The following is a 21,282-nucleotide window of genomic DNA, read 5'->3' on the forward strand; positions in this document are numbered from 1 at the left end:
GGTCAGGGCTTCACCGGGGTGGGCTCCACAGTAATGTCGAGGCCCCTGTCGTCGAACATCTCCTGCGTGGCCCTGGCCACGTCGGGGTCCGACATGTGCCAGACCACGGGCTTTCCGCGCGCGGCGTCGAGCTGCCGTGTCGCCTGCTGCACCCAGCGGTTGGTCGCCAGGCTGGTGAGCTGACCCGTCGCCTCGTTGTAGAACCGGGGCCCGCGGTAGCCCCACTTCGTCTCGATGTACGTCTGCTTCGCGGAGTCCCAGCCGTCGAACTCGACGGGCTTGCCGTCCAACTTGTCGAGCGGAACCTCGTACTCCTTGCCGCGCTTCACGCCGGAGACCTGCTCCTGGTAGCGGGCGCCCATCTCCTGCGGGTAGGCGTACGTGTCGGCGCTCTTCGACTTCCACTTGCCGTCGCCGAGGTCCTTGGTGCCCGCCCGCGGGTTCTTGAGCTGGTCGTACCAGGACGGCTTCGCCATCTTCGCAAGCCGCTTCCGCTCGGCCTCGCGCTTGGCGGCCTTGGCCGCCTTGTCGGCCTCGTCCGCCTCCTTCTTCGCCTGCTTGGCCGCCTCGACCTCTTCGGGTGTGGCCTCGCAGCCCTCGGCACGGAAGCCGGTGGGGAAGGTGACGTATCCGGCGTACGCGGTCCGTGTGGCGGTGGATGCCGTCGCCCGTGTCGTCGTGGCTGCTGTCGTGCCTGCCGTCGTGCGTACGGAGGCCGTGGTGACCGTGGTGCCGCCGGGCCGGATGCCCGTACGGCCGAGGGGGCCCGCGCCGATCGGGCAGCCCTTGCTCTCGACCTTCTTCTCCAGGTCGTCGGCGTGCTGACGCGCCTCCTTCGCCGCCTTCTCCGCCCCGCCCACATCGCCGGCCTTGGCGAGCTTCCTGGCCTTGGATGCGGCGTCCGACGCCTTCTCGGCCAGCTCACCGATCTTGCCGAGCTTCCCGAGCTTGCCCAGCTTTCCGGCCTTGCCGATCAGCTTGGCTTCGCCGTAGCCGGGAATGAAGAGCGAGCCGATGTTCCAGAGACCGGTGCCGATCGCCTGGCCCTCGTTGCCGTTCTTCCACATGTCACGGACTTCGTCGCCGATGAACATGTCGTCGAGGACCTTCACGCCCGTACCGCCGGACGCCTTGGTCCAGTCCCAGACGGCGCCGAGGTAGTCACCCTTGGACCACTTGTCGCCCGCGCCCTTGGAGTCCTCGACCCACTTGTCGCCGAGGCTCTTGCCGTAGTCCTTCAGGCCGTCCCACGCCTTGATGGGGTGAATGATCGTGTCGAAGGTGCCGGTGACATCGCCCCACAGGCCGTCGCCGACCAGGCCCTTGAAGAAGCCGCCGGTCTGGTGGGCGGCGCACGAGAAGAACGCTCCGACGCCGGAGGTGCAGCTTTCGTCGTCCTTCTGGTCCTGGCTGCCGTCGTAGTTGCCGTAGTCGGCGTCCGGACCCTCGGTGGGGTCCATGTCGTCGCCGCCCTGGTCGACGTCGCCGTCCTGGGTGGTGGTGTCGGTGCCACCCGAGCCGGTGGTCCCGCCGTTACCGCCGGTGCTGTCGGATCCGCCCGAGGCGCCCGAGCCCTCGGTGGAGCCGCCCGAACCATTGGTTCCGCCCGATGCGTCGGAGCCTCCCGAGTCCGACCCGCCGGAGTCCGATCCCCCGGATGCGGCCGACCCGCCCGAGCCGGTGCCCCCGCCCGCGACCGCGCCACCCGAGTCCGTGCCCCCACCGGTCGTACCGCCCCCGGCCTCCACGTCGCCGCCGCCCGGTGCCGGGCACGCGCTGCCGGTCAGCTGGCAGATCGCGCTCCGGATCTCCCCCGTCAGCTGGGCGCCGATCCCCGTCGCCACGAGGCCGCCGATGAGGGCCACGACCACCAGGACCAGCCCCAGGTACTCCATGGCGGTCTGACCGCCGTCCCGGCGCCACTTGATCATCCGGGCGATGCTGAACGGCCGGTGCGGCTGCCGCTGTTCCAGGGAGAGTTCGAACCAGTCGCGGGAGGACGGACGCAGCAGCAGGACGACGATCACGACCGGCATCACCAGCTGTGTCGCCCCGCGCCCGCCGCCCGCGCCCAGGGTCGCCAGCGCGCCGAGGGTGAGCCAGACGTGGACGGCGAGGAGCCCGCGCCAGATCCAGATGCCGCCGGTACGCAGGTACAGCGAGAGCACGAAGGCGCAGACGCTCGGCAGAGCCGCGTACAGCAGCAGTCCGATCAGCTTTCCGTCGACCTCGTTGATCGACGACGCCACGGTGAGCACACCGATGCCGCCCAGGACCGCGAAGACGAACAGCGTCCGGACGAGAATCAGTACCGCCTGCAGCGGGCGCGGCAGCGACTGCCTGCCGGAATGGGTCGGAAAGACGCCGCCGCCGGCGCCGCCCGGAATTGCGATTCCGCCTGTGCCAGACACGACGAGTCCCCCAACTGGTCGGCGCGTGACCAGACTTGGGCCACTTCACTTATCCGACCACATCGCCCCGTCCAGGGCATGGGCCCCAGGGCCCAAACCCGGACCCGAGCTCCCGGTCTGCGCGCCCTACCTGCTGGGCACCTCGCTCCCGAACAGCATCCACGGCGACTGCTCGAAGGACGTCACACGCGACAACTGCGGCTGCATGTCGGCGATCTCATGCCGCACGGCAAGCGTGTCGGGCCAACTGTCGAAGAACGTGGTGCCGTTGACGATGACCGCCCGCCAGTCGGTCGCCGCCGACGCGCCCTCCCGGTCGACCACGAAACCGATGCAGAGCAGGGACGCCCTGCCGATCGCCTCCCTGATCGCGCGGACGGCCAGTTCCTGCTCGTCCCGGGACAGCCAGTACAGCCCGAATTCGAGGGAGACGATGCCGTCCCGTGTGCGGCGGAGGCGCACACGGATCTCCGCGCCGCGCTTCACCCAGAGCAGGAATCCGATCTCGTCGAGCCGCTGCAGGCCCGCCAGGAGCGCGAGCTGCTCCCTGGTCACCCACGACTGGGTCATCACCGGTTCGGATCCCGGAGTGACGAGGGTGATGCGCCGGGTGGTGGGGTGGGTGAGCCGCAGTCCGGCCGCATCGAGATCACCGAGCAGTGACTCGGCATCGGGGCGGCTCCAGCCAAGGTGGTACGAGTAGAAGAATCCGTCACTCATCGACGCTTCACCTCATCGGTGTGGGGGCACCTCGCCAGTACGAATGGAGCGTGAAGTTCTCCGTGCGCGCGGGCATGCCGGATTGCCGCTTCGGGGCGGCGTCGTCACATGCCTCACGGTTGGTCGTGCACGAGCGTAATGAGCACACCTGAACGGGGCTTGGGCCCACGGGCCCACCACCGGCCCAAAGAAGGTACGAGGATCCGGAGGCCGTCAGCCGATCGTGGCGAGCCTGGGCACGATGCGCGCGACGAGCTGTTCGGCGAAGCTGACCGGGTGCCGGTCCGGCAGCACCTGGACCTCGCTGATGCCGAGCTCCGAGTACGCCTCGACGTCGGCGAGGAACGCATCGGTCTCGTCCAGGACCGGCCTGTTGAACATCACGGTCTTCTCGATGGCGTCGTAGTCGCGCCCCGCCGCCGCGCAGTGCTCCCGCAGAACGTCGAGCTTGTGGGCCACCTCGTCGACGTCGGTGGCGAACAGGTTGCACGCGTCCGCGTACCGGGCGACCAGCCGCAGCGTCTTCTTCTCGCCCCCGCCGCCGATCATGATCGGCGGCCGCTCCCCGATCGGCTCCGGCACGCAGAGCGTCTCGGCCAGCTTGTAGTGCCGCCCTTCGTACGGGCCGTCCTCCTCGCTCCACATCTGCAGACAGATCTGGAGCGTCTCCTCCAGCCGCTCGAACCGCTCCGCCACCGGGACGACCGGCACCCCGAGCCCGCGCTGCTCCCGCTCGTACCAGGAGGCACCGAGCCCGAGCACCGCCCGGCCGCCGGAGAGCACGTCGAGACTGGTGACGATCTTCGCGAGCAGGCCGGGGTGGCGGTACATCACGCCCGTGACCATCAGCCCGAGCGTCATCCGTTGGGTCAGCGCGGCCACGTACCCGAGGGTCGTGTACCCCTCCAGCATCGGTTCGTCGGCCGCGCTCTGCGGGGTGTCCATCTGGAAGTAGTGGTCCATCACCGTGAACGACGCGACCCCGCCCTGGTCGGCGATCCGCGCCGACTCGGCGAGCGTGGGCGCGATGAGCGCGGGGTCGGCCGGCTGCGAGTAGTTCCAGTAGTGCAGACCGAGCTTCACGTCCACTCCTCCACGCCGGACACCTTCGGCAACCTTGTGCAGTCCTCGTCACGTTAGGCGCATCCGGCCGTACAGGCATGGTCTGTACGGCCGGACGGGTGCCGAGGCCAAGGTGACGGCGGACGGCGGCCTTACCGAACCGGGTGCTGCCGCCCGCTGCCCGGCCGTGATGACCAGGGGCAGCGGGCGGCAGCGGCCCTCCGCAGCCCCTGATCACACACGTCAACGGACGTCGACGTAGTCGCCGGTGGCCATGACTGCGGGGGTGGTCATGGTGCCGGTGAAGTTGTAGCGCCAGTAGCTGTCCCTGGAGGCGGTCACCTTGGCCGTGAGAACCCCGGTGCTGTTCGTCTGGGTCGATCCCAGGGTTTCGTAGTAGTCGGTTCCGGGTCGACGGAACTGCAGGACGCCACGCTGGTCCGCATAGCCGCGGTAGTCGTGGCTGTCCCAGTTGGCCCGGCTGAGTTTGCCGGTGACGGTGAGGGTCTTGCCCTTGGTGACGGGTTCGGGCGAGGCGTTGGTGGTCAACCTGGACGCACGCTGCATGAAGAAGGTCGTGTAGCCGTTCCCGTCGAAGATTTCACCGTCCTTGGCCCGGATGTTGACGGCAACTTTCCAGATGCCGGCCAGCGCGTTCCTAAGATCACGCTTCGGGCTGATCGTGAAGTGCCGAGTGCAGACCGTGCTTGTCCCCGTGGCCGTGCATGTCGGCGCGGACTCGCTGCTCTTCAGGACCGCGTCGGCTTTCTGGAGGCTCGTCCCGTGGTAGAGGGTGAAGTCCGCCACGCTGATGCCTGAGTTGTCGCTGGCCGACAGCTTGACGGTGATCGTCCTCTGCGCGGAGACGCCAAGAACGACAGCGTTTCCTGCGCCGCCCCCGCCGGTGATCTGGAAGCTGCCGGGATCGATGGTGCCGACCGTGTCAGCCTGTGCGCCCCCTGGAAGCAGAGAAGCCAAGGCCAGGGAGCCGAGCAGAGCGGCTCCCACAGTCATTTTGCGCACGAAGACCCCAAGGGGATAGTGCCCGTCGATGTCCCCCGACAGGCAGCTGTTGATGAGTGCGCGCAGTGTATGCGCACGCATCCACCCCGGAGGCGCGGCGTCCACAACGGGGCGCCCCGACCCGCTTGACTCCGTATGACTGCACGCGCGAAGAGCCCCGAATCGTCAGCCGGGTCACCGACTCCAGAAGCAGGAGCCGACGGCCCACGGCCTCACGTGCGGTGCGTCGTCGGGCCGGTCCGGGGCTGAGAACTTCCGCCACCCGTACAACCGTGTTTCCGCATCAGTGGTCTGGGATACGCCAACGCTGCGCGAAGCCCGGGTGAAGTCCGGGCAAACGTGGCGAACCGGTGCTCCGTCGGATCCCGGATGCCCCCGCATCCCCGCACGCCCAGGGACACACCTGCATGTACAGACACATACGTCTCTCCCTTGCGACGGCCGCCGCCACGGCGCTGACCAGCGGTCTTCTCGCCGGGGCGGCTGCCCCGGCGGATGCCGTCACCGCCGGTAAGGGCCTGCACGGCGACTTCAACGGCGACGGCTACCGCGATGTCGCGATCGGTGTGCCCGACGGGATGGACGGCACTACGGATGCCGGCTGGGTCGGCGTCGTGTACGGCACTTCCGCGGGTATCGACCCGTCCAAGCGGAAGATCCTCACGCAGTCCGGAAGCGTCAATCCCGCCACGCCCAGGGGCACCGACCGCTTCGGCGCGAGTCTGTCCGTCGCCGACTTCGACGGTGACGGCTACAGCGACCTCGCGGTCGGCGCGCCGGGCAAGGATCTCAGTCCGAACGCCAATCAGGGCACGGTCACCCTGTACTGGGGCGGCCCGACCGGACTCGGCGGCTCCGCGGTGCTCGTCAAGGACCCGGTGGCGAAGGACGGCAACAGTTTCGGCGGCGCACTCACCGCCGGGGACTTCGACGGGGACGGGGACACCGACCTCGCCTCCTACAACTCCCTTTCCTCCACCGTCTCCATCCTCAACGGCCCGTTCACCCGCTCCGGCCTCTGGACCTCCGCGTCGACCGTGCCTCTGCCGGAGACCTCGACCTACGCCAACGGATTCCTGTCATCCGGAAACATCTCGGGCGACGCGGCGGACGACCTCGTCGTGCAGTACCGGACGATGCGCGGAGGCACATCCCGCGCCTGGTACTTCCGGGGCTCCGCCGCCGGCAAGGGACTGGTCCAGGAGGCCGTGCTGCCCGCCTCGCACACCTCCGCCGTCGGGGACATCGACAAGAACGGGTACGCCGACATCGCGGTGGCCGACGCCTACGAGACCACCGGTCTCGGCGGGGCGGTGACCGTGCTGTACGGCAGCTCCACGGGCCTCGGCAGGAGCAGGGCGGCGACCTCCCTGACCCAGAATTCTCCCGGTGTCCCGGGCGCCTCGGAGAGTGGTGACCAGTTCGGGGCCTCCCTCTCCGTCGCCGACGTGACCGGCGACGGCTACGCGGACCTGGCCGTCGGGCTCCCCGGTGAGGACTTCGGCAGCCTCACGGACGCGGGTTCGATCCTCCTGCTGCGCGGCTCGGCGACCGGCATCGCCACCAGCGGCAACCAGAGCTTCACCCAGAACACGTCCGGGATCCCCGGCACGGCGGAGAGCAAGGACAAATTCGGATCCCTCGTCCTCCTGACGGACACCAACCGCAACGGCAGGGCGGACCTCACCGCCTCCGCGATCGGTGAGGCGGTCTCCGGTTCGACCGTACGCACCGGTTCCGTATGGCGGCTCCTCGGCGCCGCCACCGGGCTCACCAGCACCGGCTCCAAGAGCTTCGGCTCCCATGAACTCGGGCGTGGCCCCGAGGACCGGAGCTTCGGGCAGGCACTGGGCGGATGAGACGGCCGGGGCGGCCGCAGCCGAGACGGATCGGTCGCCCCGACGGCGCGCCACACGACCGGACCGCGCCTGGTCCCGGCGCGGACGCCAACCTCGTCTGGTGACCGGCCGTCTGATCCCACCGGCAATCCAGCAGGCCTGCCAGATATTGGAGGCTCGGTTCTCGGAGTCTGCCAAGGAGGGGTTTGGCCGGCAGCTGGGTGCGTCCCTCGAAGGTCAGGTGCTGTCGCTCATGAGCATGTGAGGCGGCGTGAGTTGCGCGGTCTGCTCAGCGTCCTGTCCGTCGCGACTACCGAGTCAGATCTGTGGCCCGCAGGTCGTCGACGCGCCTGTCATCGGTCACGGGGGCGAGCCTCAGACGTCGTCCGCGGTCGCGTGCAGGATCGGCCAGACCTCGGTCGGGTTCTGGTCGGCCCACGGCATCTCTGCGGCGAGCTCGTAGGCCCGCTCCTCGCTCGCGACGTCCACGAGGTAGAAGGAGGCCATGTACTCCTTGGTCTCCAGGTACGGGCCGTCGGTGACATCCGCGACGCCGTTCTTCCGGCTCACCAGCTTCGCCGCGGCCGCGTCGGCCAGACCGTACGCGCCGAACAGCTCGCCGGTCGCCGTGTACTTCTTGTTGTAGGCGTCCTGCTTGGCGATCTCCGCCGCGGGCACGGCGCCCAGCTGCTTGATCATGCTCTCCTCGAACTCGGCCTTCGGCGGGCGCAGGGCCATGCTGTCTCTCCTTGTACGTGTCCCTGTGAGGCTGTTCGGCATAAAGACACCGCCGGGCCCGCTGGTGTGACACCCGCCGGCGCGTGTCCGTGGCCGGTTGGCCTGTCGCATCGCCTCGAAGACCTGCTCGTCCGGCCGCAACAGCGACAAGCCGTCCACCAGGTGCAGCCGAGCAGATCCCGGCGCGAGACCGTCCCCACCCATCCACGACCTCTCTCGCGGTCCATCCCGCGCTGGACACGAGTGCACCGGTTGATCTGGCGCTCGTACCACCGTGAACGGGAGGCAGCGGTGAGGGCCCGGCAGTCGGGGGGCTGAGGGACAGCGGCTGGGCGAGTTCCGCAGCACCTTCCCGAAGTACACGTCAGCATCGGCCGGCTCCATGCCTCACAGCGGCCGACCGAACCAGGTCCGGATCTGTTCCAGGCGCCCGACGTCCCCGCGGATCGCGCCCTGGCCGCAGAACGGTTCATGACATCCTGTGACGTCACAGGATGCCGAACGGTAAGGGCGGGCATCCGGGGTTGCGGGGAAATTCGATGAAGCTCTGCTTTCTGGTGGAGGAGCAATACCGCCACGACGGCATGCCGGTTGAGGTGATCCGTCAGCTGACCTCCTGGGGGCACCAGGTGGACGTGCTGCGGCCGGGCGGTTCCCTGCTGCGTATGACTGACGCGGTGCAGGCGAGCACCCATGACGCGTGGGTGCTCAAGACGGTCTCCGGCGGGCCGGGGCTCACCTTGCTCGAAGCCGCGGCCTCGGCCGGGATGACGACGGTCAACGACGCCCGGTCGATACGAGGCGTACGGGACAAGGCGCTGGCAGCAGCCATCGGTCGCAGCCGTGGGCTGCCTCTGCCGCCGACCTACGCGGCGGCGAGGCCTGAGCTGCTGGTCGAGATTCCGGCGTCGGAGTACCCACTGGTGGTCAAGCCCGCCGACGGCAGCTCGGGACGAGCCGTGCACCTGGTGTCGTCGCCGGACCGGCTCGCCACGGTGATTCCCGAACTGGCGGGAGAGGGAATGCTCATCGCCCAGCCCTATGTGATCAACTCGGGCATCGACGTCAAGGTGTACAGCGTCGGCGGCGAACTGTACGCGACCGAACGCCGCTCCCCGCTCAACCCGGACCACTCGGTGCGGGAACGCCGCGTGCCGCTGTCGGCCGAGGTGGCCGCGATAGCCGCCCAGGTCGGGGTGGTCTACGGCCTCGATCTGTACGGTGTGGACGTCGTACTGGGGCCGGATGGTCCTGTGGTCGTCGATGTGAACGACTTCCCCAGCTTCCGTCAGGTCCCTGACGCGGCGGCGCGGGTGGCACGAGCCGTGCTCGAGCTGGCCCGCACAGGCCAGGCGTCCGGCGCGGCCGAGCCGGTCCCCGCCCGTCCGCCGGAGCAGCGCGACGCGGTCGGCGCGACGCCGTTGGCACTCCGCCCCCACCCGGTGCAGGTTCCCGTGGCGGCGGGCAAGACCGTATGAGAATCGTCCTGATCACGCCCGATCCCGGTCATCCGTTGCTGGTCGACACCGCCGCCCTGCTCACCCCCGAGCATCAGGTGGAAACGCTGGACCCGAGAACGGTGGCAGAAGTCCCCGAGCCGCTCGCCGGCGTCTACCTGCTGAAGTCGCGTACGCCACGCGCCCTGGCTCTCGCCCGCGCCCTGGAGGAGCGCGGCGCCCGCGTGGTGAACTCGGCTGCGGCGACCGCGCTGTGCCAGGACCGCACAGCGATGGCGGAACATGCCCGGAGGGCCGGCCTCCCGTTCGCCGCCACCCGCACCTTCACCACACTCGCTCACCTGGCGTCCGGCCCACCGCTCCCCGGCCCCGTGGTGGTCAAGAGCCGCCACAGCCGAAGGCACGACCTGGTGGCCCGCCTCGACAGCGACACACAGCTGCGGGAGCTCGCCGCCACTCACCCACAGGAGCCGGTCGTGGTCCAGGAGTTCGCACCGAACAGCGGCTGGGACCACAAACTGTGGGCGATCGGAGACCAGCTCTTCTCCGCCCTGCGCCGTTCCGAACTCTCGCCCGAGGGGCGGGGCCCCACACTGCCGCTCGCCCCCGGTGACCTGCCGCCCGGCTGGCCCGCCCTGGTGCGCCGGGTCGGCGAGGTCTTCGCACTGGACGTCTACGGCGTGGACATCATCGACACGGGCGACGGCGCCCCGCTGATCGTGGACATCAACGCCTTCCCCGGAGTCCGGGGTCAGTCCGGCGCCCCAGAAGCCCTGGCGGAACTGGCCCTGTCGGAACGGTCTTGTCAGAACAGGCCTGTCAGCGCGGCAGTACCACCCAGGACTTGATGCCTGCGTGCGGTGGCTGGGCGTCGCTGACGTCCCACTCCCCGCCCCAGTCGTCCACGGCCGCCGCCAGCAGCCACAGTGCCCGTCTGCGCTGCGCCTCGCAGAGCATGAAGGCGCCGGGGTCGGAGTGGTGCGGGTGCTGGTCCCAGACGACGACCCGGAGCGCGTTGTCCCGGTGCCGTACGGAGACGTAGAGCTCCCGGCCCGGGGTCATGGCCGAGGTGACACCGACCAGTTCGCCCAGCACAAGCGTGGCCGGCCAGATGTAGGCAGTGAGCCCGTAGGCCCGCAGCGAGGCGGTGACCGCGTTGCGTCCGATCGCCGCGCTCCGCGGATCACCGGGAAGAGTGAGGCTGAGCGCGAGCCCACGCTCGGAGCGGCGCTTCGGATACGGGGGCGAGTGCGGGTACGGGGCGGGCGAAGGTTCCTCGATCGCTACCGGGCAGAGCGCGGCGCGCGGAGATTGCGGCATGACTGACTCCCCTTGTAAGGGTGGCGAGTTGGCGGTCTCTTTCGCGTCGATGCGCACAGATGGCTCCAGCGCTGCGGGATGAGCAGTGGCTTGTCTCCCTGGCGCGGGCTGCCTCTCCCAGGGCAGGAGGTTGCGGGCAGGACCGCGCGATGCACTTCTTGCCATTCGCAGCGTGAGCAGTGCGTTACCGAATGTAGCGCAATAGGGCACGTGTGTCACAGGGTTGGAGGCAATTGCCTCCAACCTGCTGGACCGGACATCCTGCCCAGCGGCAGACTGTGCTCACCGTCGGCGAAAAAGGAGCCCCATGCCCAGCAGTTCCACACCGACAGAGCGTCAAAAACGGCTCGGCGCCGAACTAAGGAAGATGCGCCTCGCCGCCGAAGCGACCACCGCCTACGCGGCCGGCCTCCTGGGCATCGACCGGACCAAGATTTCCAACATGGAGGTCGGCGTCCGCCCTGTCACTCCGGCACGCGTGCGCACTCTTGCCTGCAACTACGCCTGTGCCGATGCCCATTACGTCGACGCTCTCGTAGAGATGGCCGAGCAGGGCGAGCGCGGGTGGTGGGAGCAGTACCGGGGCACTCTGCCTTCAGGACTCCTGGACATCGCGGAACTCGAATGGCACGCCGCCCGGATCCGTACAGCGCAGACCGTCCATCTCCCTGGCCTGCTTCACACCGATGGGTATGCCCGCGCGGTGTTCGGCGCCGTGTTGCCAGCACTGTCACGTCTGGAGATCGAACTGCGGGTAGCCCATCGGATGGAAAGACAGCAAGTGCTCGACCGCGAATCTCCGGTCGACTACGTGGGCTACATCCACGAAGCCGCTCTGCGGATGCAATTCGGCAGCCGGAAAGTTACGCAGGAGCAGCTGCAGCATCTATGCGACATGTCCGAGCGTGAGCACGTCGAGCTCCGGGTGATTCCTGTCGACCGGGGGGCCTTCCCCGGCGCCGGACACGCAGTTCTCTACGCCCACGGGGCCGTGCCCCAGCTCGACACTGTGCAGCTCGACTCCGCACACGGCCCCGAATTCATGCATGCCGACGCACAGCTCACCAAGTACCGCGCACACCTGAACTGGATGGAGGACGCCTCGCTGACTGCCACTGAATCACGAGACTTTGTCCACGCCATCTCACGTCAACTCTAAGGATGCTCGTCATGCCCGCGATCGACTGGGAAGATCCCTTCTGCGGTGAAGGGAACAACTGCTTCAGACTCGGCACGGATGCAGACGGCAACGGCTTCATCGCCGTCCTCGGAGAGGAGGATCGATACCTCACCGACAGCCGCGAGGCACTCCAGCAGATGATCCGTGACATCAAGGCCGGCAAGGCGGACCACCTGCTGTAATGCGTCAGGGCTCGGCACCGCGAGGTGGTCGCGGTGCCGGGCTGCAGGTTCCCGCTTCCAGTGAGCGCGCACTTTGCCCCACGGTTGGTCTTGCGACGTGCCGACCTGGGGGTTCGGCCGGCCGGTGGTTCAGCAATCGCGGGTTCGCCCGTCACTCGTACCGGTACTTCAGCGCATCCGCCTCCGCCTGCTCGATGTCGGCGATCGTCAGCTCCGGCATCCGCAGCTGGGCCAGCGTCACCTCGGCCGAGGCCGGCTGGGCGTCCGCCGGCAGCCACTGCTCCGGCTTCCAGGCCGCGCTGCGCAGGAGCGACTTGGGGCAGTGCGGGTAGACCTCCTCGATCCCCAGCACCAGCGCACTGGCCGGCGGCTTGCCCACGGCGGTCAGCTGGGACAGCAGCTCCGGTCGGGTGGAGACGCAGGCCCGGCCGTTCACCCTGAGCGTCGTGGTGCGCCCCGGGATGACGAACAGCAGCCCGGCCCGTCCGGTAGCGACGACGTTCTGCAAGGTGTCCAGACGCTTGTTGCCGGTCGCGTCCGGTATCGCCACCGTGCGTGCGTCCAGGACGGCGACGAACCCGGCAGGGCCGCCGCGCGGGGAAACGTCACAGTTACCCTCGGCGTCCGCGCTGGCGACCAGGACCAGTGATGAGCATTCGATCAACCGTCGTGTCTGCTCGGTGAGTTCGGTCATCTGCTTGCGCACGGCCGCGTCGCTGGGGAGTTCGTAGACCCGGCGCAGCGCCTCCTGGTCGGGCACGGCGTCGAGGCGGAGCAAGTCGAAGGCACTGCCGGTAAGGGGTGTTGTCATGCCCCTGACCCTAACGGGCCGGCCTGCGATCGATCTTGGTCGGTGAGTGCGGGGACGTGGAGACACCCGCGCGAGTTGTCTGATGCGTGTAGATCAAGCAGGCCCGCGCGGCCATGTCCCATCCTGCCTTCTGCGGGCTGTCGCGCCAACATCCGGGCGAGTTGGTCGCAGAACTCGCCCCGCGCCGGGTGGCGCGCTGTGAGTCCGGGCGCCATGAGCGACGTGAGGGCAACCGCCGGCGGGAGGCGGGGGCCGGGCCGACGTACGAACTGGGCTTCACCGACCGGCTCCTGGCGGCACCGGTCTTCACACCGGGTCCGGCAGGTCCATGAGCGCGAGTTCGGCCGGGTCGACCACGGCGGTGATCTCGGTGATGTGGCCGTCGGCGACAGTGAAGGCCAGGAGGGAAAGCGGGGTGCCGTCTTCGCTCCAGGAGATGACGCCGGGGCGGCCGTTGACGGTCGCCGCATGTCCTCGTGCCGCGCTGCCGGCCACTCGCGCGCGTGTGGCGACTTCGGTGGCCCCAAGCGTGACGAACGTGCCGTTCGGGGTGTGGACGGTGAACTTCACTTCGGGGTGGAGAACCTGCAGCAGCTGCTGGAACTGACCGTCGCGGGCCGCAGTCAGGAAGGCTTGGACCACCTCATGTTGTTGTCGTCCGGCGCTTACAGGCTGCTGGGCGGCTTGCACTTTCCTGCGGGCACGGCTGGCGAGCATTTTGGTCGCGTCGGCGGACTTGCCGAGAATGGTGCCGATCTCCGCGAAGGGCACGGCGAACACGTCGTGCAGCACGAACGCCAGTCGTTCGTCAGGACGCAGCGAGTCAAGGACTGTGAGAAGCGCGAGGCCGACGGAGTCCCCGAGTGCCACGAGGTCTTCCGGAGCAGGAGCATCGTCGAGCGTCACGGTGAATTCGGGTAGCCGGTCGTCGAAGGAGACTTCTGGGCGTGTCCGGCCTGAGCGCAGGACATCGAGGCTGATGCGGCCGACCACGGTCGTCAGCCAGCCGCCGAGGTTGTTGATGGTGTCGGTGTCCTGGCGGGAGAGACGCAGCCACGCCTCTTGGACCACGTCTTCCGCATCGGCATGTGATCCGAGCATGCGGTAGGCGACGGCGCGGAGCCGGTCACGGTGGGACTCGAAGGCATCGGCGATCGGGTCCGCGGGCTGGGTGCCGGCCATGTTGTTACCTCCCTGGAAGCCGCTCCGTCATAGGGATGACGCGCACAGGCGCCGCAACGTAACCCGATGAAGGAGAGCACTGTCACATGGAAAACCGGCTCAAGAACAAGAACACGAACAACGCCGATGTGTGGACCGCGATCCAGCACCTCCAGAAGGCGATCGCTGCCGGGGGCGTCGACCCGAAGCTGCTCGCGCTGGTCCACCTGCGCGTCAGCCAGGTCAATAGCTGCTCGGCGTGCGTCTACGCCGGTGTCGCTGGGGGGAAGAAGGCCGGTGACACCGACGAACGGCTGCACAACGTAGCGGCGTGGCGCGAGGCACCGTTCTACACGGATGCGGAGCGCGCGGCACTGGCGCTGGCCGAGGCCGCCACCCGGTTGCAGGATGGTGCGCAGGGCGTCACCGACGAGATCTGGGAAGAGGTCAACGCCCATTTCACCGAGGAGCAGATCGGCGCGATCAACCTGGAGATCGCACTGACCAACTTCTTCAACCGGATCAACCGCACCATCAAGGAACCGGCCGGCAAGACCTGGGGCTGAGCCCAGCATGGCTCTTACCCACTGAGGCTTCGCCAGCGAATTGATCTTCGGTGGGCCAGGGGGCCGGGCAGGCGTGAAGTCCCTGGCAGGACTGGTCCACCAAGATCATGTCCGCTCGTGCCAGAGGCTTCACGTTGGTCACCTGTGCTGCCGCGCTCGACGTCCCACGCCACATCGTGGAGTTCCTCGCCCGGTTTCAGTCATCGAACCAGACGACAAGTCGGACGTTTTCATCACCGTGCTGCTCTGCGAGCGCCTTCATGGCGTTCCAGACCGGCTGCCACTCGCCGGTATCCGTGACGGCGTCTCGACGGCAGAGCTTCACGGATCTGAAAAGCACGTCATCGATGAGCCATTCGCTCCCCTCCGGCCATTCCTGACCGTAGCCGCCCGCTACTGGCTCAGGGATGCCGACCGCGCGGGCGAACCGAGGGCTCCAGGACGCCTTCCCCACCAGCCTCAGCCCGTGCGGTGTATCGCGGTATTCGTGGATTCGGCTATCGGGCCTCTCTGCCATCTCGTCCCAGTCGACGGCCTTCAGTTCGGCCCAGGTGATCCAGGTGCAGCTGTGTGCCTGGTCCGGCCACGGAAGCCGGTCGAGCTCAGCACGAACGGTCTCGGACGCATCGATCGGGATGCCGCGGTTCGGAGCCAGCGGTCGGAAGTTGACGTAGTTGCGGACTCCGAAGAGACAGCCGAACGCGTCATAGTTCCTGTCGACGCCAAGGGAGTAAAGGTCGAAGGCGGCATGCCACGCCGAGCTGTCGTCCAACTCGCTGCGACGCCCTGCTCGCCGTTCGACATAGCCGCTGATATCAGTTCCCATGACATAGATTCTGCGACTGTCGTCAATCGGTTTCCGGATGATGCTCTGCCGAGAACTCAGGGGTCGGCTTCATGGGTTGGCCGCGCTCGGCTTTGAAGGCCCTGAACTGCAGGTCTCAGATTTCGCGTCCTATAGGACCTCGCTCGGACATCCGAGCTGAGATGAGGACACGAAATCTGAGACCCTACAACCCTGCGGGTGAGCCGTGGGTCAGGAAGCGCTGCCGCGCGGGAAGGAGACCTCCACGCGCCGGTTCTTCTTCCGGCCCTCTTCCGTGCTGTTGTCGGCGATCGGGTACTGCTCGCCGTAACCACGGATCTCAAAGGTGATCGTCGATCCGAGCGACTGGACCAGCACGCCGTGCACCGCATCGGCGCGCTGCTTGGACAGCACGTCGCCATGCGCGGACGACCCGAGATTGTCGGTGAAGCCGAAGACGCGCACCTTCGTGGCGTTCTGCTTCTTGATCTCGGCTGCAACGGCTGCGATACGGGACTTGGCTGCGGCGCTCAGCTTCGCGCTGTCCTTGCCGAAGAGAACCTCGGCCTGGAGCGCGAACTTGATGCTGGCGTTGCTGTCCTCGCGGCGCTCCTCGCCGCCCTCGTCCTCGACGACCTGGATGATGTCGAGGACTTTGGCGGGGGCGAGCGTGGCGCCCTCGGCCATCTTGAGGTCGGGGTCGTTGCCGTCCACCTTGACGGGTGGCACCGATGACGCCTCGGTGCCGGGCGGCACGCTGGGGTCGTCGGCCACCGCCTGCGAGGCACCCAGGACAGTGACACTGGCCATCAGCAGTGTGGTTGCAATGACGTGTCCCGCGAGACGTGGTGGCCTGCGGCGGATACGGGTGTGGGTCATGTCGGCCATCACCCGGAGATCTTCAGCGAGGTGGTGGCGAAGGTCGGGAGCATGAAGTCGACCTCGGTCGTAGTGCTGGGCGGTGCGGGGAACTGCATGAACACGGCGGTCGACTTACCTGGCTGAAGTGGCAGGATTCCTGTCGTGCACAGGCAGCGGTTCTCGGTGTCCCGGAGAACGTAGTACCGCTTCTTACCGACCTTGTCGATCAGCGCAGCGCCAGCAACCGAGTTGGGGTTCTGCGGAACGATTCCTGCCTCCGAACCAGCCCAGCCGCCACTGGGCTGGTTCGTATTGCTCCCATTCTTGATCTCACCTTGCACGGTGACAAATCCACCCGAGTCGCGCTTCACCTGATTGATGATGAGCGTGACGCCGTTCTGCCCCCTCACCTCGGCGAGTTTCACATTCGGGTCCACATTGTCCTCAGCAGCGGTGTCCTCCTGCTTCGCCCCCTTGTCCCCATCGGAGGACTTAGAAGGCACGGATGACGACTCAGAACCCGAGTCCTTCGTCTTTCCGCCGCCGTCGTCAGCACCGCACCCGGTGACGGCCAGGGCCAATGCCGCTGTCAGCGAGACAGCTGCCACAACCCTTCGGGACTTGGTGGTGCGCCGAATGCTCATGGGTTCTGATTCCTTTAGTCGTCGTTCGCTGTCAGTCGTCAATCAGATGCACGTCGAAAAGGAGTTTGCTCACCCGGGACCAGTCCGGCGGACTGCTGGGCCTGATTTCAACCATCCCGCCGGGACACGTGAAGAAGTACACGTCCCGGATGCTGTCATGGTTGAGGTCCACGGACCTCCATCCGGGGCACTGGAACTCAACTATGGCGGTGGCGTGAGCCTTCGCGACCTTCTTCTCCGTACCCGGAATCACCGACGAGTCCACCGGTTTACGGCCCTGGACCTCAACCTTGATCCGGTCTCGATAGCCGCCAGGTATGGGCAGGCAGTAGTTGACATCCGCCTGATTCGCTGAGGCGAATCCCTGAGCCGCGGAACACCCCGGAACCGCGTGGGCCCGGAGGAACAGGTCCAACATGTCTTCGGGAAGCGAGGCGAGGAACGGCGCCTCGAACTCCTCACGAGCCTTCTCGGCGGCAGCCAGTGCGGCGGCATCCGCCGCACCCTGAGCCCCATTACGCAAAGCCGCAGCCTTGCCGACAGCAAAGAACGCCACAGCGAGAAAGAGCAGGCCCGCCACCATCACTACATAGATGGGGAAGGCCTGCCCTGAGTCGCGGCGTCGACGACCGATCATCAGCCCGCGGTGATGGAGTTCACCAGGCCACTGATGCGTGTGGAGATCGCACCACCGATACCCGTAGCCACGATCGCACCGATGATCGCCACGACCACGAGGATGATGCCCAGGTACTCGAACGCCGTCTGGCCGCGGTCCTTGGCCTCGTAACGCTTCTGGATCTTGCTGACGGCGGTGTTGGCCCAGCCGTTGACGCGGACGGCGGTCTTCAGGGTGATGTTCGACATGGTGTTCCCCTCCGGGTTCGGCCGACCGACAGCCGGCCGACTCGCACGTTTCTCTGGTGCCACCCGCGGTACCGGCTTCCTCCTGGCCGGTCCCGCTGGCGACATGAGAAACATACGGCGGCACACCCTGCCCGCCAGAGGGTCCCAGGGCCCATTCCCGGGCCCAAAGGGGGAGTTGGGTCCCGCGTCCCGCGCTGCTGCCCGGTGTCCGAACCTTCGCCTCAGCCACGGCCACCAGTCCCCCGCGCGCCGGGCCCACCCGTCGGGGCCGTGCCGAGCCAGCGGGCGATCGCCTCGCTGCGGCTGCCGCTGTGGAGCTTGGTGAAGATGCGGTTGATGTGGTTCTTGACCGTCTTCTCGCTGATGAAGCAGGTGGCGGCGATCTGCTGATTGCTCATGCCGGACGCGATCAGCTCCATGACCTCCACCTCCCGCGAACTCAGTCCGTACTGCTGCCTGTTGGGCGCCGTTCCCGGCGTCCCGGTCAGTGAAGACTGTGCCATAACTGATTGCAGATGCGAAAGACCCTGAGCGGATCGGACCGGTTGTGGCGCAGGTGGAACCATTTCCGGACCGGCGCCGTGTGCATGCGCACCGTCCTGCTGCACCGCGCCCGCGGGGTGTCCGTCGTATCCGGGCCCGGGGTGGGGAACGCCCGTGGTCAGTGCCGTTCCCAGCCCCTCCGGGAGGGGTTGCCCCGGTGGTCCCGATCCCTGCCGCATATGGGCCAGGAGCGCGTTCGCCGCAGTCGCGGTGAAGTGGGCGCGGCCGCTCTTGGTGTCCCGGACCGCCTGCACCAGTTGGTCCGCAGTGAACTCGCCGTGCACCAGATAGCCACCCGCGCCCAGCCGCAGCGCCTCGTGGACGATCTCACTCTCGCGGCTGTAGGTCAGCATCATGACGGGGGCCACCCGTACGAGGTGGGGCAGGGCCGAGATGCCGTCGACACCCGGCATGCGGACGTCGAGCAGGACGACGTCCGGGCGGTGCTGCACGGCCATGTCGTAGGCCTGGCGGCCGTCCGTGGCCTCCGCCACGACTTCGATGTCCTCGCGGCCGGAGAGCAGGACGCCCAGGCCGGCCCGGACCACGGGGTTGTCGTCGGCGACGACGACCCGCAGGGGGCTGGGGAGAGCCATGGGCGGGGCTGCGGGGAAGGGAGGTGTGACCTCGGATGCCGCGGGCTGCTGGGGGACGAACCCGGAAGAGCTGAGCTCCGAGTTGAGCGGGGTGACGTGCGAGGACGTGTGCTGGGAGGTGTGGTTCTGTGCCGCCCAGTTCTGGCCCGACGCGCGGGAGACATCGTCCGGCATTCTGCGACCTCCTCTCAGGATCTATGGGGGGTGGGGGTGAGGGTGGGTGGAACGGGTCAGTTCACTTGCTGTGCTTCCGGGACGGCGACGAGCGCGGCCACCGGGAGTTCGAGGCGTACTTCGGTGCCCTTGGCCGCCTTGCCCCTGCCGATGCGGATACGGGCGCCGATCGAAGCGGCGCGTTCGACCATGCCGACGAGACCGAAGTGACCGGCGCGCCTGAGGTCGTCGAGCGTCGTGCCCGGGGGCAGGCCGCGTCCGTCGTCGTACACGCTGACACGCAGGACATCGCCCTTCACGCCGGCGAGCACGACGAGATAGGTGGGGTGGGCATGGCGATGAGCGTTCTCCATCGCTTCGGAGGCGACCGTGAGCAGCTGGCGGGCGACCACCTGCGGCACGGACGGGACCGGGGTCTCGTTGAGCATCCGGAACGTGGCCGTGAGTCCGTGGCGGCGGGTGAAGTCATCCGCGCGGGCGCGGAGCTCGCTGACGACGTCCACTCCCCCGTCGAGTCCGGACTCGCGGCGCAGGTCTGAGAGGAGTTCCCTCGATTCCGCCGCCGCCCGGCGGGCGGACCGGGCGACCAGTTCGGCCTGGTGCTTGACGGTGAGCGGATCCATCCGGTCGGAGGAGCTGGCCAGACCGTCTGCGGCCAGCGCCAGACCGTGCAGGGTCTTGGCCACCGAGTCGTGCATCTCCCGGGCGAGCCGGGTGCGCTCGCCCTCCACCGCCTCGTTCACCGCGAGCCGTGCCCTGGTCTCGGTGAGCGCCTGGCTGGCGGTGCCGAAGCGCAGGAGCAGATTGCGCAGAGTGACCCCGACGGCGCCCGCGATCACACAGAAGCCTGGAAGGAGAAACGCCGTGGCGTCGGCGGGCTCCAGTTTCGGATCGGTGCCGTACACGCCGAAGACGATCAGCGTCTGGAGCGCCGCGAAGACCGCTGCGCCCCGCCAGCCGTAGACGAGTCCGGCCAGCAGCGGGGTGCAGACGGTGACGTACGCGAGGGTGGACTCGGGCGTGGCGGTGATCAGCAGCAGGGCGCCGAACAGTGCGTCTATACCGAGCAGCCAGGGGTGGCGGAGCAGGACGGGGCCGAAGCGCTCCCAGTCGCGGAAGAGGACGTACGAGCCCATGAAGGTGACGAGGATCGCCGAGCCGATCAGCCAGGTGGCCGGTCCCGGTGCGGTGTGCGCGATTGCGAACGGGGTTGCCATACCGATCATGGCGAGCCGGAACCCGAAGACCTGCCGGCACATCGCCTGCAGCGCGTTGAGCTGGATCGCGAACGCCGGGCGCGGCCCGGGGTCGGCGATCGCCTGGCGTACGTCCGACGCCAGTCCTGTCTGCGCGCTGCCGAGTGGGAACGACATGTGCCTGTCACCTCCTCCGTGGATCGTGGTCATCGACTCCGCCGCCCATGTCATCCGCCCGAGAGGAAGCTGAAGTCGACGTTGGCTCCGTAGACGAAACCGACCGTCAGCAGCACGAGCGTCCCGGGGAGCAGGAACGTGGTGACCGCGAAGGTCGCCTTGGGTACGGCCCTGGCCGCCTTCCTGCGGGCGTTCTGGGCGTCCGTACGTCGCATGTCGTTGGCGATCTGGATCAGCGTCTCGACGATCGGCGCACCGAGCTCCTCACCCTGCTGGAGCGTGGTCACGAACATCGCGACCTGTTCCGAGTCGTTGCGCTTGCGCAGCTGATCGAACGCCTCGCGGCGGCTGACACCCATGTCCATCTGGCGCAGGGTGATGCGGAGTTCGTCGGCCCAGGGACCCTCGTACTTCTCCGCGACGCGGCCGAGCGCCTGGCGGAAGCCGAGGCCGGCGGAGACGACGACGGCGAGGACGTCGAGGAAGTCGGGGAGCGTCCGGTCGATGTGGTCCCTGCGGACGCGGACCGCCGCCAGGATGCCGACCTCGGACCAGAACAGGCCGAAGGCGATCAGCACAATGGCGAGGAAGAGTTGGCCGCGCATCAGCATCGTGAGCGCGCCGAACGCGCCGAGGGCGCCGTAGACGAAGCGGCGGGCGGCGTAGCGGTCGATGGTCAGACCGCCCGGGTTGCCCGCCATGTCGATCTGGCGGCGCTTCTTGTTGACCGCCTTGGGGCCCATCATCCGCAGCACCATGGGGGCCCAGCGCATGCCCATCCGGTCGATGCCGGAACCCATCGCGTTGGTGCGGGTGGCGCCTACCTCCAGGGCGATCGCGAGGTCACCGGGGAGTTTGGCGTCGGCCCGGTACATGCGGATACCGGCAATGGCTCCGAACACCGCGAGCCCAACGATGCCTGCGAGGAGCAGGTCCATGTTCCCCCCGCC

22 protein-coding genes are annotated in these 21,282 nt (G+C 68.0%); 6 read left to right on the plus strand and 16 right to left on the minus strand.

Annotated elements, in window-relative coordinates:
- Positions 1 to 2: 2 nt before the first annotated feature.
- From ACNPQM_RS20425 to ACNPQM_RS20440, 4 genes are all read right to left on the minus strand, one after another.
- Positions 3 to 2,411, minus strand: coding sequence for a Tox-REase-5 domain-containing protein (locus tag ACNPQM_RS20425; protein ID WP_418085144.1), 2,409 nt, complete (start codon positions 2,409 to 2,411; stop codon positions 3 to 5).
- Between the two features lie 126 nt (positions 2,412 to 2,537).
- The gene (locus ACNPQM_RS20430; protein WP_366693234.1) at positions 2,538 to 3,131 is read right to left on the minus strand and encodes a hypothetical protein; all 594 of its coding nucleotides are present in this window, start codon (positions 3,129 to 3,131) and stop codon (positions 2,538 to 2,540) included.
- A 213-nt stretch (positions 3,132 to 3,344) separates the two neighbouring features.
- Positions 3,345 to 4,214 (minus strand): LLM class F420-dependent oxidoreductase, encoded by an 870-nt coding sequence (locus ACNPQM_RS20435; RefSeq protein ID WP_418085145.1) that lies wholly within the window; start codon positions 4,212 to 4,214, stop codon positions 3,345 to 3,347.
- Positions 4,215 to 4,436: 222 nt separating this feature from the next.
- Positions 4,437 to 5,297, minus strand: coding sequence for a calcium-binding protein (locus ACNPQM_RS20440; protein WP_418085146.1), 861 nt, complete (start codon positions 5,295 to 5,297; stop codon positions 4,437 to 4,439).
- A gap of 326 nt (positions 5,298 to 5,623) precedes the next feature.
- Here ACNPQM_RS20440 and ACNPQM_RS20445 point away from each other — a divergent pair, with 326 nt between their 5' ends.
- Positions 5,624 to 7,075 carry an FG-GAP repeat protein gene (locus tag ACNPQM_RS20445; protein WP_418085147.1) on the plus strand — a complete coding sequence of 484 codons (1,452 nt, stop codon included), beginning with the start codon at positions 5,624 to 5,626 and terminating at the stop codon, positions 7,073 to 7,075.
- Positions 7,076 to 7,429: 354 nt separating this feature from the next.
- On the opposite strand, the gene ACNPQM_RS20450 is transcribed toward ACNPQM_RS20445, so the two are convergent.
- Positions 7,430 to 7,792 (minus strand): YciI family protein, encoded by a 363-nt coding sequence (locus ACNPQM_RS20450; RefSeq protein WP_418085148.1) that lies wholly within the window; start codon positions 7,790 to 7,792, stop codon positions 7,430 to 7,432.
- A 539-nt stretch (positions 7,793 to 8,331) separates the two neighbouring features.
- Here ACNPQM_RS20450 and ACNPQM_RS20455 point away from each other — a divergent pair.
- Both ACNPQM_RS20455 and ACNPQM_RS20460 read left to right on the plus strand, forming a co-directional pair.
- Positions 8,332 to 9,270: an ATP-grasp domain-containing protein gene (locus ACNPQM_RS20455; protein WP_418085149.1), complete on the plus strand. Its 939-nt coding sequence runs from the start codon at positions 8,332 to 8,334 to the stop codon at positions 9,268 to 9,270.
- Positions 9,267 to 10,097 (plus strand): ATP-grasp domain-containing protein, encoded by an 831-nt coding sequence (locus tag ACNPQM_RS20460; RefSeq protein ID WP_418085150.1) that lies wholly within the window; start codon positions 9,267 to 9,269, stop codon positions 10,095 to 10,097. The genes ACNPQM_RS20455 and ACNPQM_RS20460 overlap by 4 nt, the downstream gene beginning before the upstream one ends.
- On the opposite strand, the gene ACNPQM_RS20465 is transcribed toward ACNPQM_RS20460, so the two are convergent.
- Entirely contained in the window at positions 10,069 to 10,569 is a 501-nt protein-coding gene (locus ACNPQM_RS20465) for an ATP-binding protein (protein ID WP_418085151.1), read from the minus strand. The two genes, ACNPQM_RS20460 and ACNPQM_RS20465, sit on opposite strands and share 29 nt — an antisense overlap.
- Positions 10,570 to 10,876: 307 nt before the next feature.
- Here ACNPQM_RS20465 and ACNPQM_RS20470 point away from each other — a divergent pair, with 307 nt between their 5' ends.
- Both ACNPQM_RS20470 and ACNPQM_RS20475 read left to right on the plus strand, forming a co-directional pair.
- Positions 10,877 to 11,728, plus strand: a complete 852-nt coding sequence (locus ACNPQM_RS20470; protein WP_418085152.1) for a DUF5753 domain-containing protein — start codon at positions 10,877 to 10,879, stop codon at positions 11,726 to 11,728.
- A gap of 11 nt (positions 11,729 to 11,739) precedes the next feature.
- Positions 11,740 to 11,931: a hypothetical protein gene (locus ACNPQM_RS20475; protein ID WP_418085153.1), complete on the plus strand. Its 192-nt coding sequence runs from the start codon at positions 11,740 to 11,742 to the stop codon at positions 11,929 to 11,931.
- 151 nt (positions 11,932 to 12,082) lie between these two features.
- Here the strand turns inward: ACNPQM_RS20475 and ACNPQM_RS20480 are convergent, their stop codons facing one another.
- Both ACNPQM_RS20480 and ACNPQM_RS20485 read right to left on the minus strand, forming a co-directional pair.
- A complete protein-coding gene (locus ACNPQM_RS20480) occupies positions 12,083 to 12,742 on the minus strand; it encodes an MSMEG_1061 family FMN-dependent PPOX-type flavoprotein (RefSeq protein ID WP_418085154.1) in 660 nt (219 codons plus the stop codon).
- Positions 12,743 to 13,048: 306 nt separating this feature from the next.
- On the minus strand, positions 13,049 to 13,924 hold the full coding sequence (locus ACNPQM_RS20485) for a sigma-70 family RNA polymerase sigma factor (protein ID WP_418085155.1): 876 nt from the start codon (positions 13,922 to 13,924) through the stop codon (positions 13,049 to 13,051).
- Positions 13,925 to 14,010: 86 nt separating this feature from the next.
- On the opposite strand from ACNPQM_RS20485, the gene ACNPQM_RS20490 reads away from it, so the two are divergent.
- A complete protein-coding gene (locus ACNPQM_RS20490) occupies positions 14,011 to 14,469 on the plus strand; it encodes a carboxymuconolactone decarboxylase family protein (protein ID WP_418085156.1) in 459 nt (152 codons plus the stop codon).
- Positions 14,470 to 14,665: 196 nt separating this feature from the next.
- Here ACNPQM_RS20490 and ACNPQM_RS20495 read toward each other — a convergent pair whose 3' ends face one another.
- The 8 genes from ACNPQM_RS20495 to ACNPQM_RS20530 form a co-directional block, all read right to left on the minus strand.
- Entirely contained in the window at positions 14,666 to 15,241 is a 576-nt protein-coding gene (locus ACNPQM_RS20495) for a hypothetical protein (protein WP_418085157.1), read from the minus strand.
- 264 nt (positions 15,242 to 15,505) lie between these two features.
- Positions 15,506 to 16,084, minus strand: coding sequence for an OmpA family protein (locus ACNPQM_RS20500; protein ID WP_418085187.1), 579 nt, complete (start codon positions 16,082 to 16,084; stop codon positions 15,506 to 15,508).
- A gap of 77 nt (positions 16,085 to 16,161) precedes the next feature.
- Positions 16,162 to 16,779: a hypothetical protein gene (locus tag ACNPQM_RS20505; RefSeq protein ID WP_418085188.1), complete on the minus strand. Its 618-nt coding sequence runs from the start codon at positions 16,777 to 16,779 to the stop codon at positions 16,162 to 16,164.
- 31 nt (positions 16,780 to 16,810) lie between these two features.
- The gene (locus ACNPQM_RS20510) at positions 16,811 to 17,416 is read right to left on the minus strand and encodes a pilus assembly protein TadG-related protein (RefSeq protein WP_418085158.1); all 606 of its coding nucleotides are present in this window, start codon (positions 17,414 to 17,416) and stop codon (positions 16,811 to 16,813) included.
- Entirely contained in the window at positions 17,416 to 17,646 is a 231-nt protein-coding gene (locus ACNPQM_RS20515; protein WP_358857891.1) for a hypothetical protein, read from the minus strand. The genes ACNPQM_RS20510 and ACNPQM_RS20515 overlap by 1 nt, the downstream gene beginning before the upstream one ends.
- Before the next feature lie 221 nt (positions 17,647 to 17,867).
- Entirely contained in the window at positions 17,868 to 18,959 is a 1,092-nt protein-coding gene (locus ACNPQM_RS20520) for a response regulator (protein ID WP_418085159.1), read from the minus strand.
- A 56-nt stretch (positions 18,960 to 19,015) separates the two neighbouring features.
- Complete coding sequence (locus tag ACNPQM_RS20525) at positions 19,016 to 20,332, minus strand: sensor histidine kinase (RefSeq protein ID WP_358857889.1); 1,317 nt, start codon at positions 20,330 to 20,332, stop codon at positions 19,016 to 19,018.
- A 50-nt stretch (positions 20,333 to 20,382) separates the two neighbouring features.
- Positions 20,383 to 21,270 carry a DUF5936 domain-containing protein gene (locus tag ACNPQM_RS20530; protein WP_418085189.1) on the minus strand — a complete coding sequence of 296 codons (888 nt, stop codon included), beginning with the start codon at positions 21,268 to 21,270 and terminating at the stop codon, positions 20,383 to 20,385.
- Positions 21,271 to 21,282 lie beyond the last annotated feature (12 nt).

Origin of the sequence: Streptomyces sp. NPDC056231, assembly GCF_048270745.1 — a bacterium.
In the GTDB taxonomy this organism is placed as follows: Bacteria; Actinomycetota; Actinomycetes; order Streptomycetales; family Streptomycetaceae; genus Streptomyces.

Coding starts and splice junctions, on each gene's coding strand:
- ACNPQM_RS20430 (WP_366693234.1), bottom strand. CDS start 3,131: ATGAGTGACGGATTCTTCTACTCGTACCACCTTGGCTGGAGCCGCCCC.
- ACNPQM_RS20440 (WP_418085146.1), bottom strand. CDS start 5,297: ATGCGTGCGCATACACTGCGCGCACTCATCAACAGCTGCCTGTCGGGG.
- ACNPQM_RS20445 (WP_418085147.1), top strand. CDS start 5,624: ATGTACAGACACATACGTCTCTCCCTTGCGACGGCCGCCGCCACGGCG.
- ACNPQM_RS20450 (WP_418085148.1), bottom strand. CDS start 7,792: ATGGCCCTGCGCCCGCCGAAGGCCGAGTTCGAGGAGAGCATGATCAAG.
- ACNPQM_RS20455 (WP_418085149.1), top strand. CDS start 8,332: ATGAAGCTCTGCTTTCTGGTGGAGGAGCAATACCGCCACGACGGCATG.
- ACNPQM_RS20460 (WP_418085150.1), top strand. CDS start 9,267: ATGAGAATCGTCCTGATCACGCCCGATCCCGGTCATCCGTTGCTGGTC.
- ACNPQM_RS20465 (WP_418085151.1), bottom strand. CDS start 10,569: ATGCCGCAATCTCCGCGCGCCGCGCTCTGCCCGGTAGCGATCGAGGAA.
- ACNPQM_RS20470 (WP_418085152.1), top strand. CDS start 10,877: ATGCCCAGCAGTTCCACACCGACAGAGCGTCAAAAACGGCTCGGCGCC.
- ACNPQM_RS20475 (WP_418085153.1), top strand. CDS start 11,740: ATGCCCGCGATCGACTGGGAAGATCCCTTCTGCGGTGAAGGGAACAAC.
- ACNPQM_RS20480 (WP_418085154.1), bottom strand. CDS start 12,742: ATGACAACACCCCTTACCGGCAGTGCCTTCGACTTGCTCCGCCTCGAC.
- ACNPQM_RS20485 (WP_418085155.1), bottom strand. CDS start 13,924: ATGGCCGGCACCCAGCCCGCGGACCCGATCGCCGATGCCTTCGAGTCC.
- ACNPQM_RS20490 (WP_418085156.1), top strand. CDS start 14,011: ATGGAAAACCGGCTCAAGAACAAGAACACGAACAACGCCGATGTGTGG.
- ACNPQM_RS20500 (WP_418085187.1), bottom strand. CDS start 16,084: ATGGCCAGTGTCACTGTCCTGGGTGCCTCGCAGGCGGTGGCCGACGAC.
- ACNPQM_RS20505 (WP_418085188.1), bottom strand. CDS start 16,779: ATGAGCATTCGGCGCACCACCAAGTCCCGAAGGGTTGTGGCAGCTGTC.
- ACNPQM_RS20510 (WP_418085158.1), bottom strand. CDS start 17,416: ATGATCGGTCGTCGACGCCGCGACTCAGGGCAGGCCTTCCCCATCTAT.
- ACNPQM_RS20515 (WP_358857891.1), bottom strand. CDS start 17,646: ATGTCGAACATCACCCTGAAGACCGCCGTCCGCGTCAACGGCTGGGCC.
- ACNPQM_RS20520 (WP_418085159.1), bottom strand. CDS start 18,959: ATGCCGGACGATGTCTCCCGCGCGTCGGGCCAGAACTGGGCGGCACAG.
- ACNPQM_RS20525 (WP_358857889.1), bottom strand. CDS start 20,332: ATGTCGTTCCCACTCGGCAGCGCGCAGACAGGACTGGCGTCGGACGTA.
- ACNPQM_RS20530 (WP_418085189.1), bottom strand. CDS start 21,270: ATGGACCTGCTCCTCGCAGGCATCGTTGGGCTCGCGGTGTTCGGAGCC.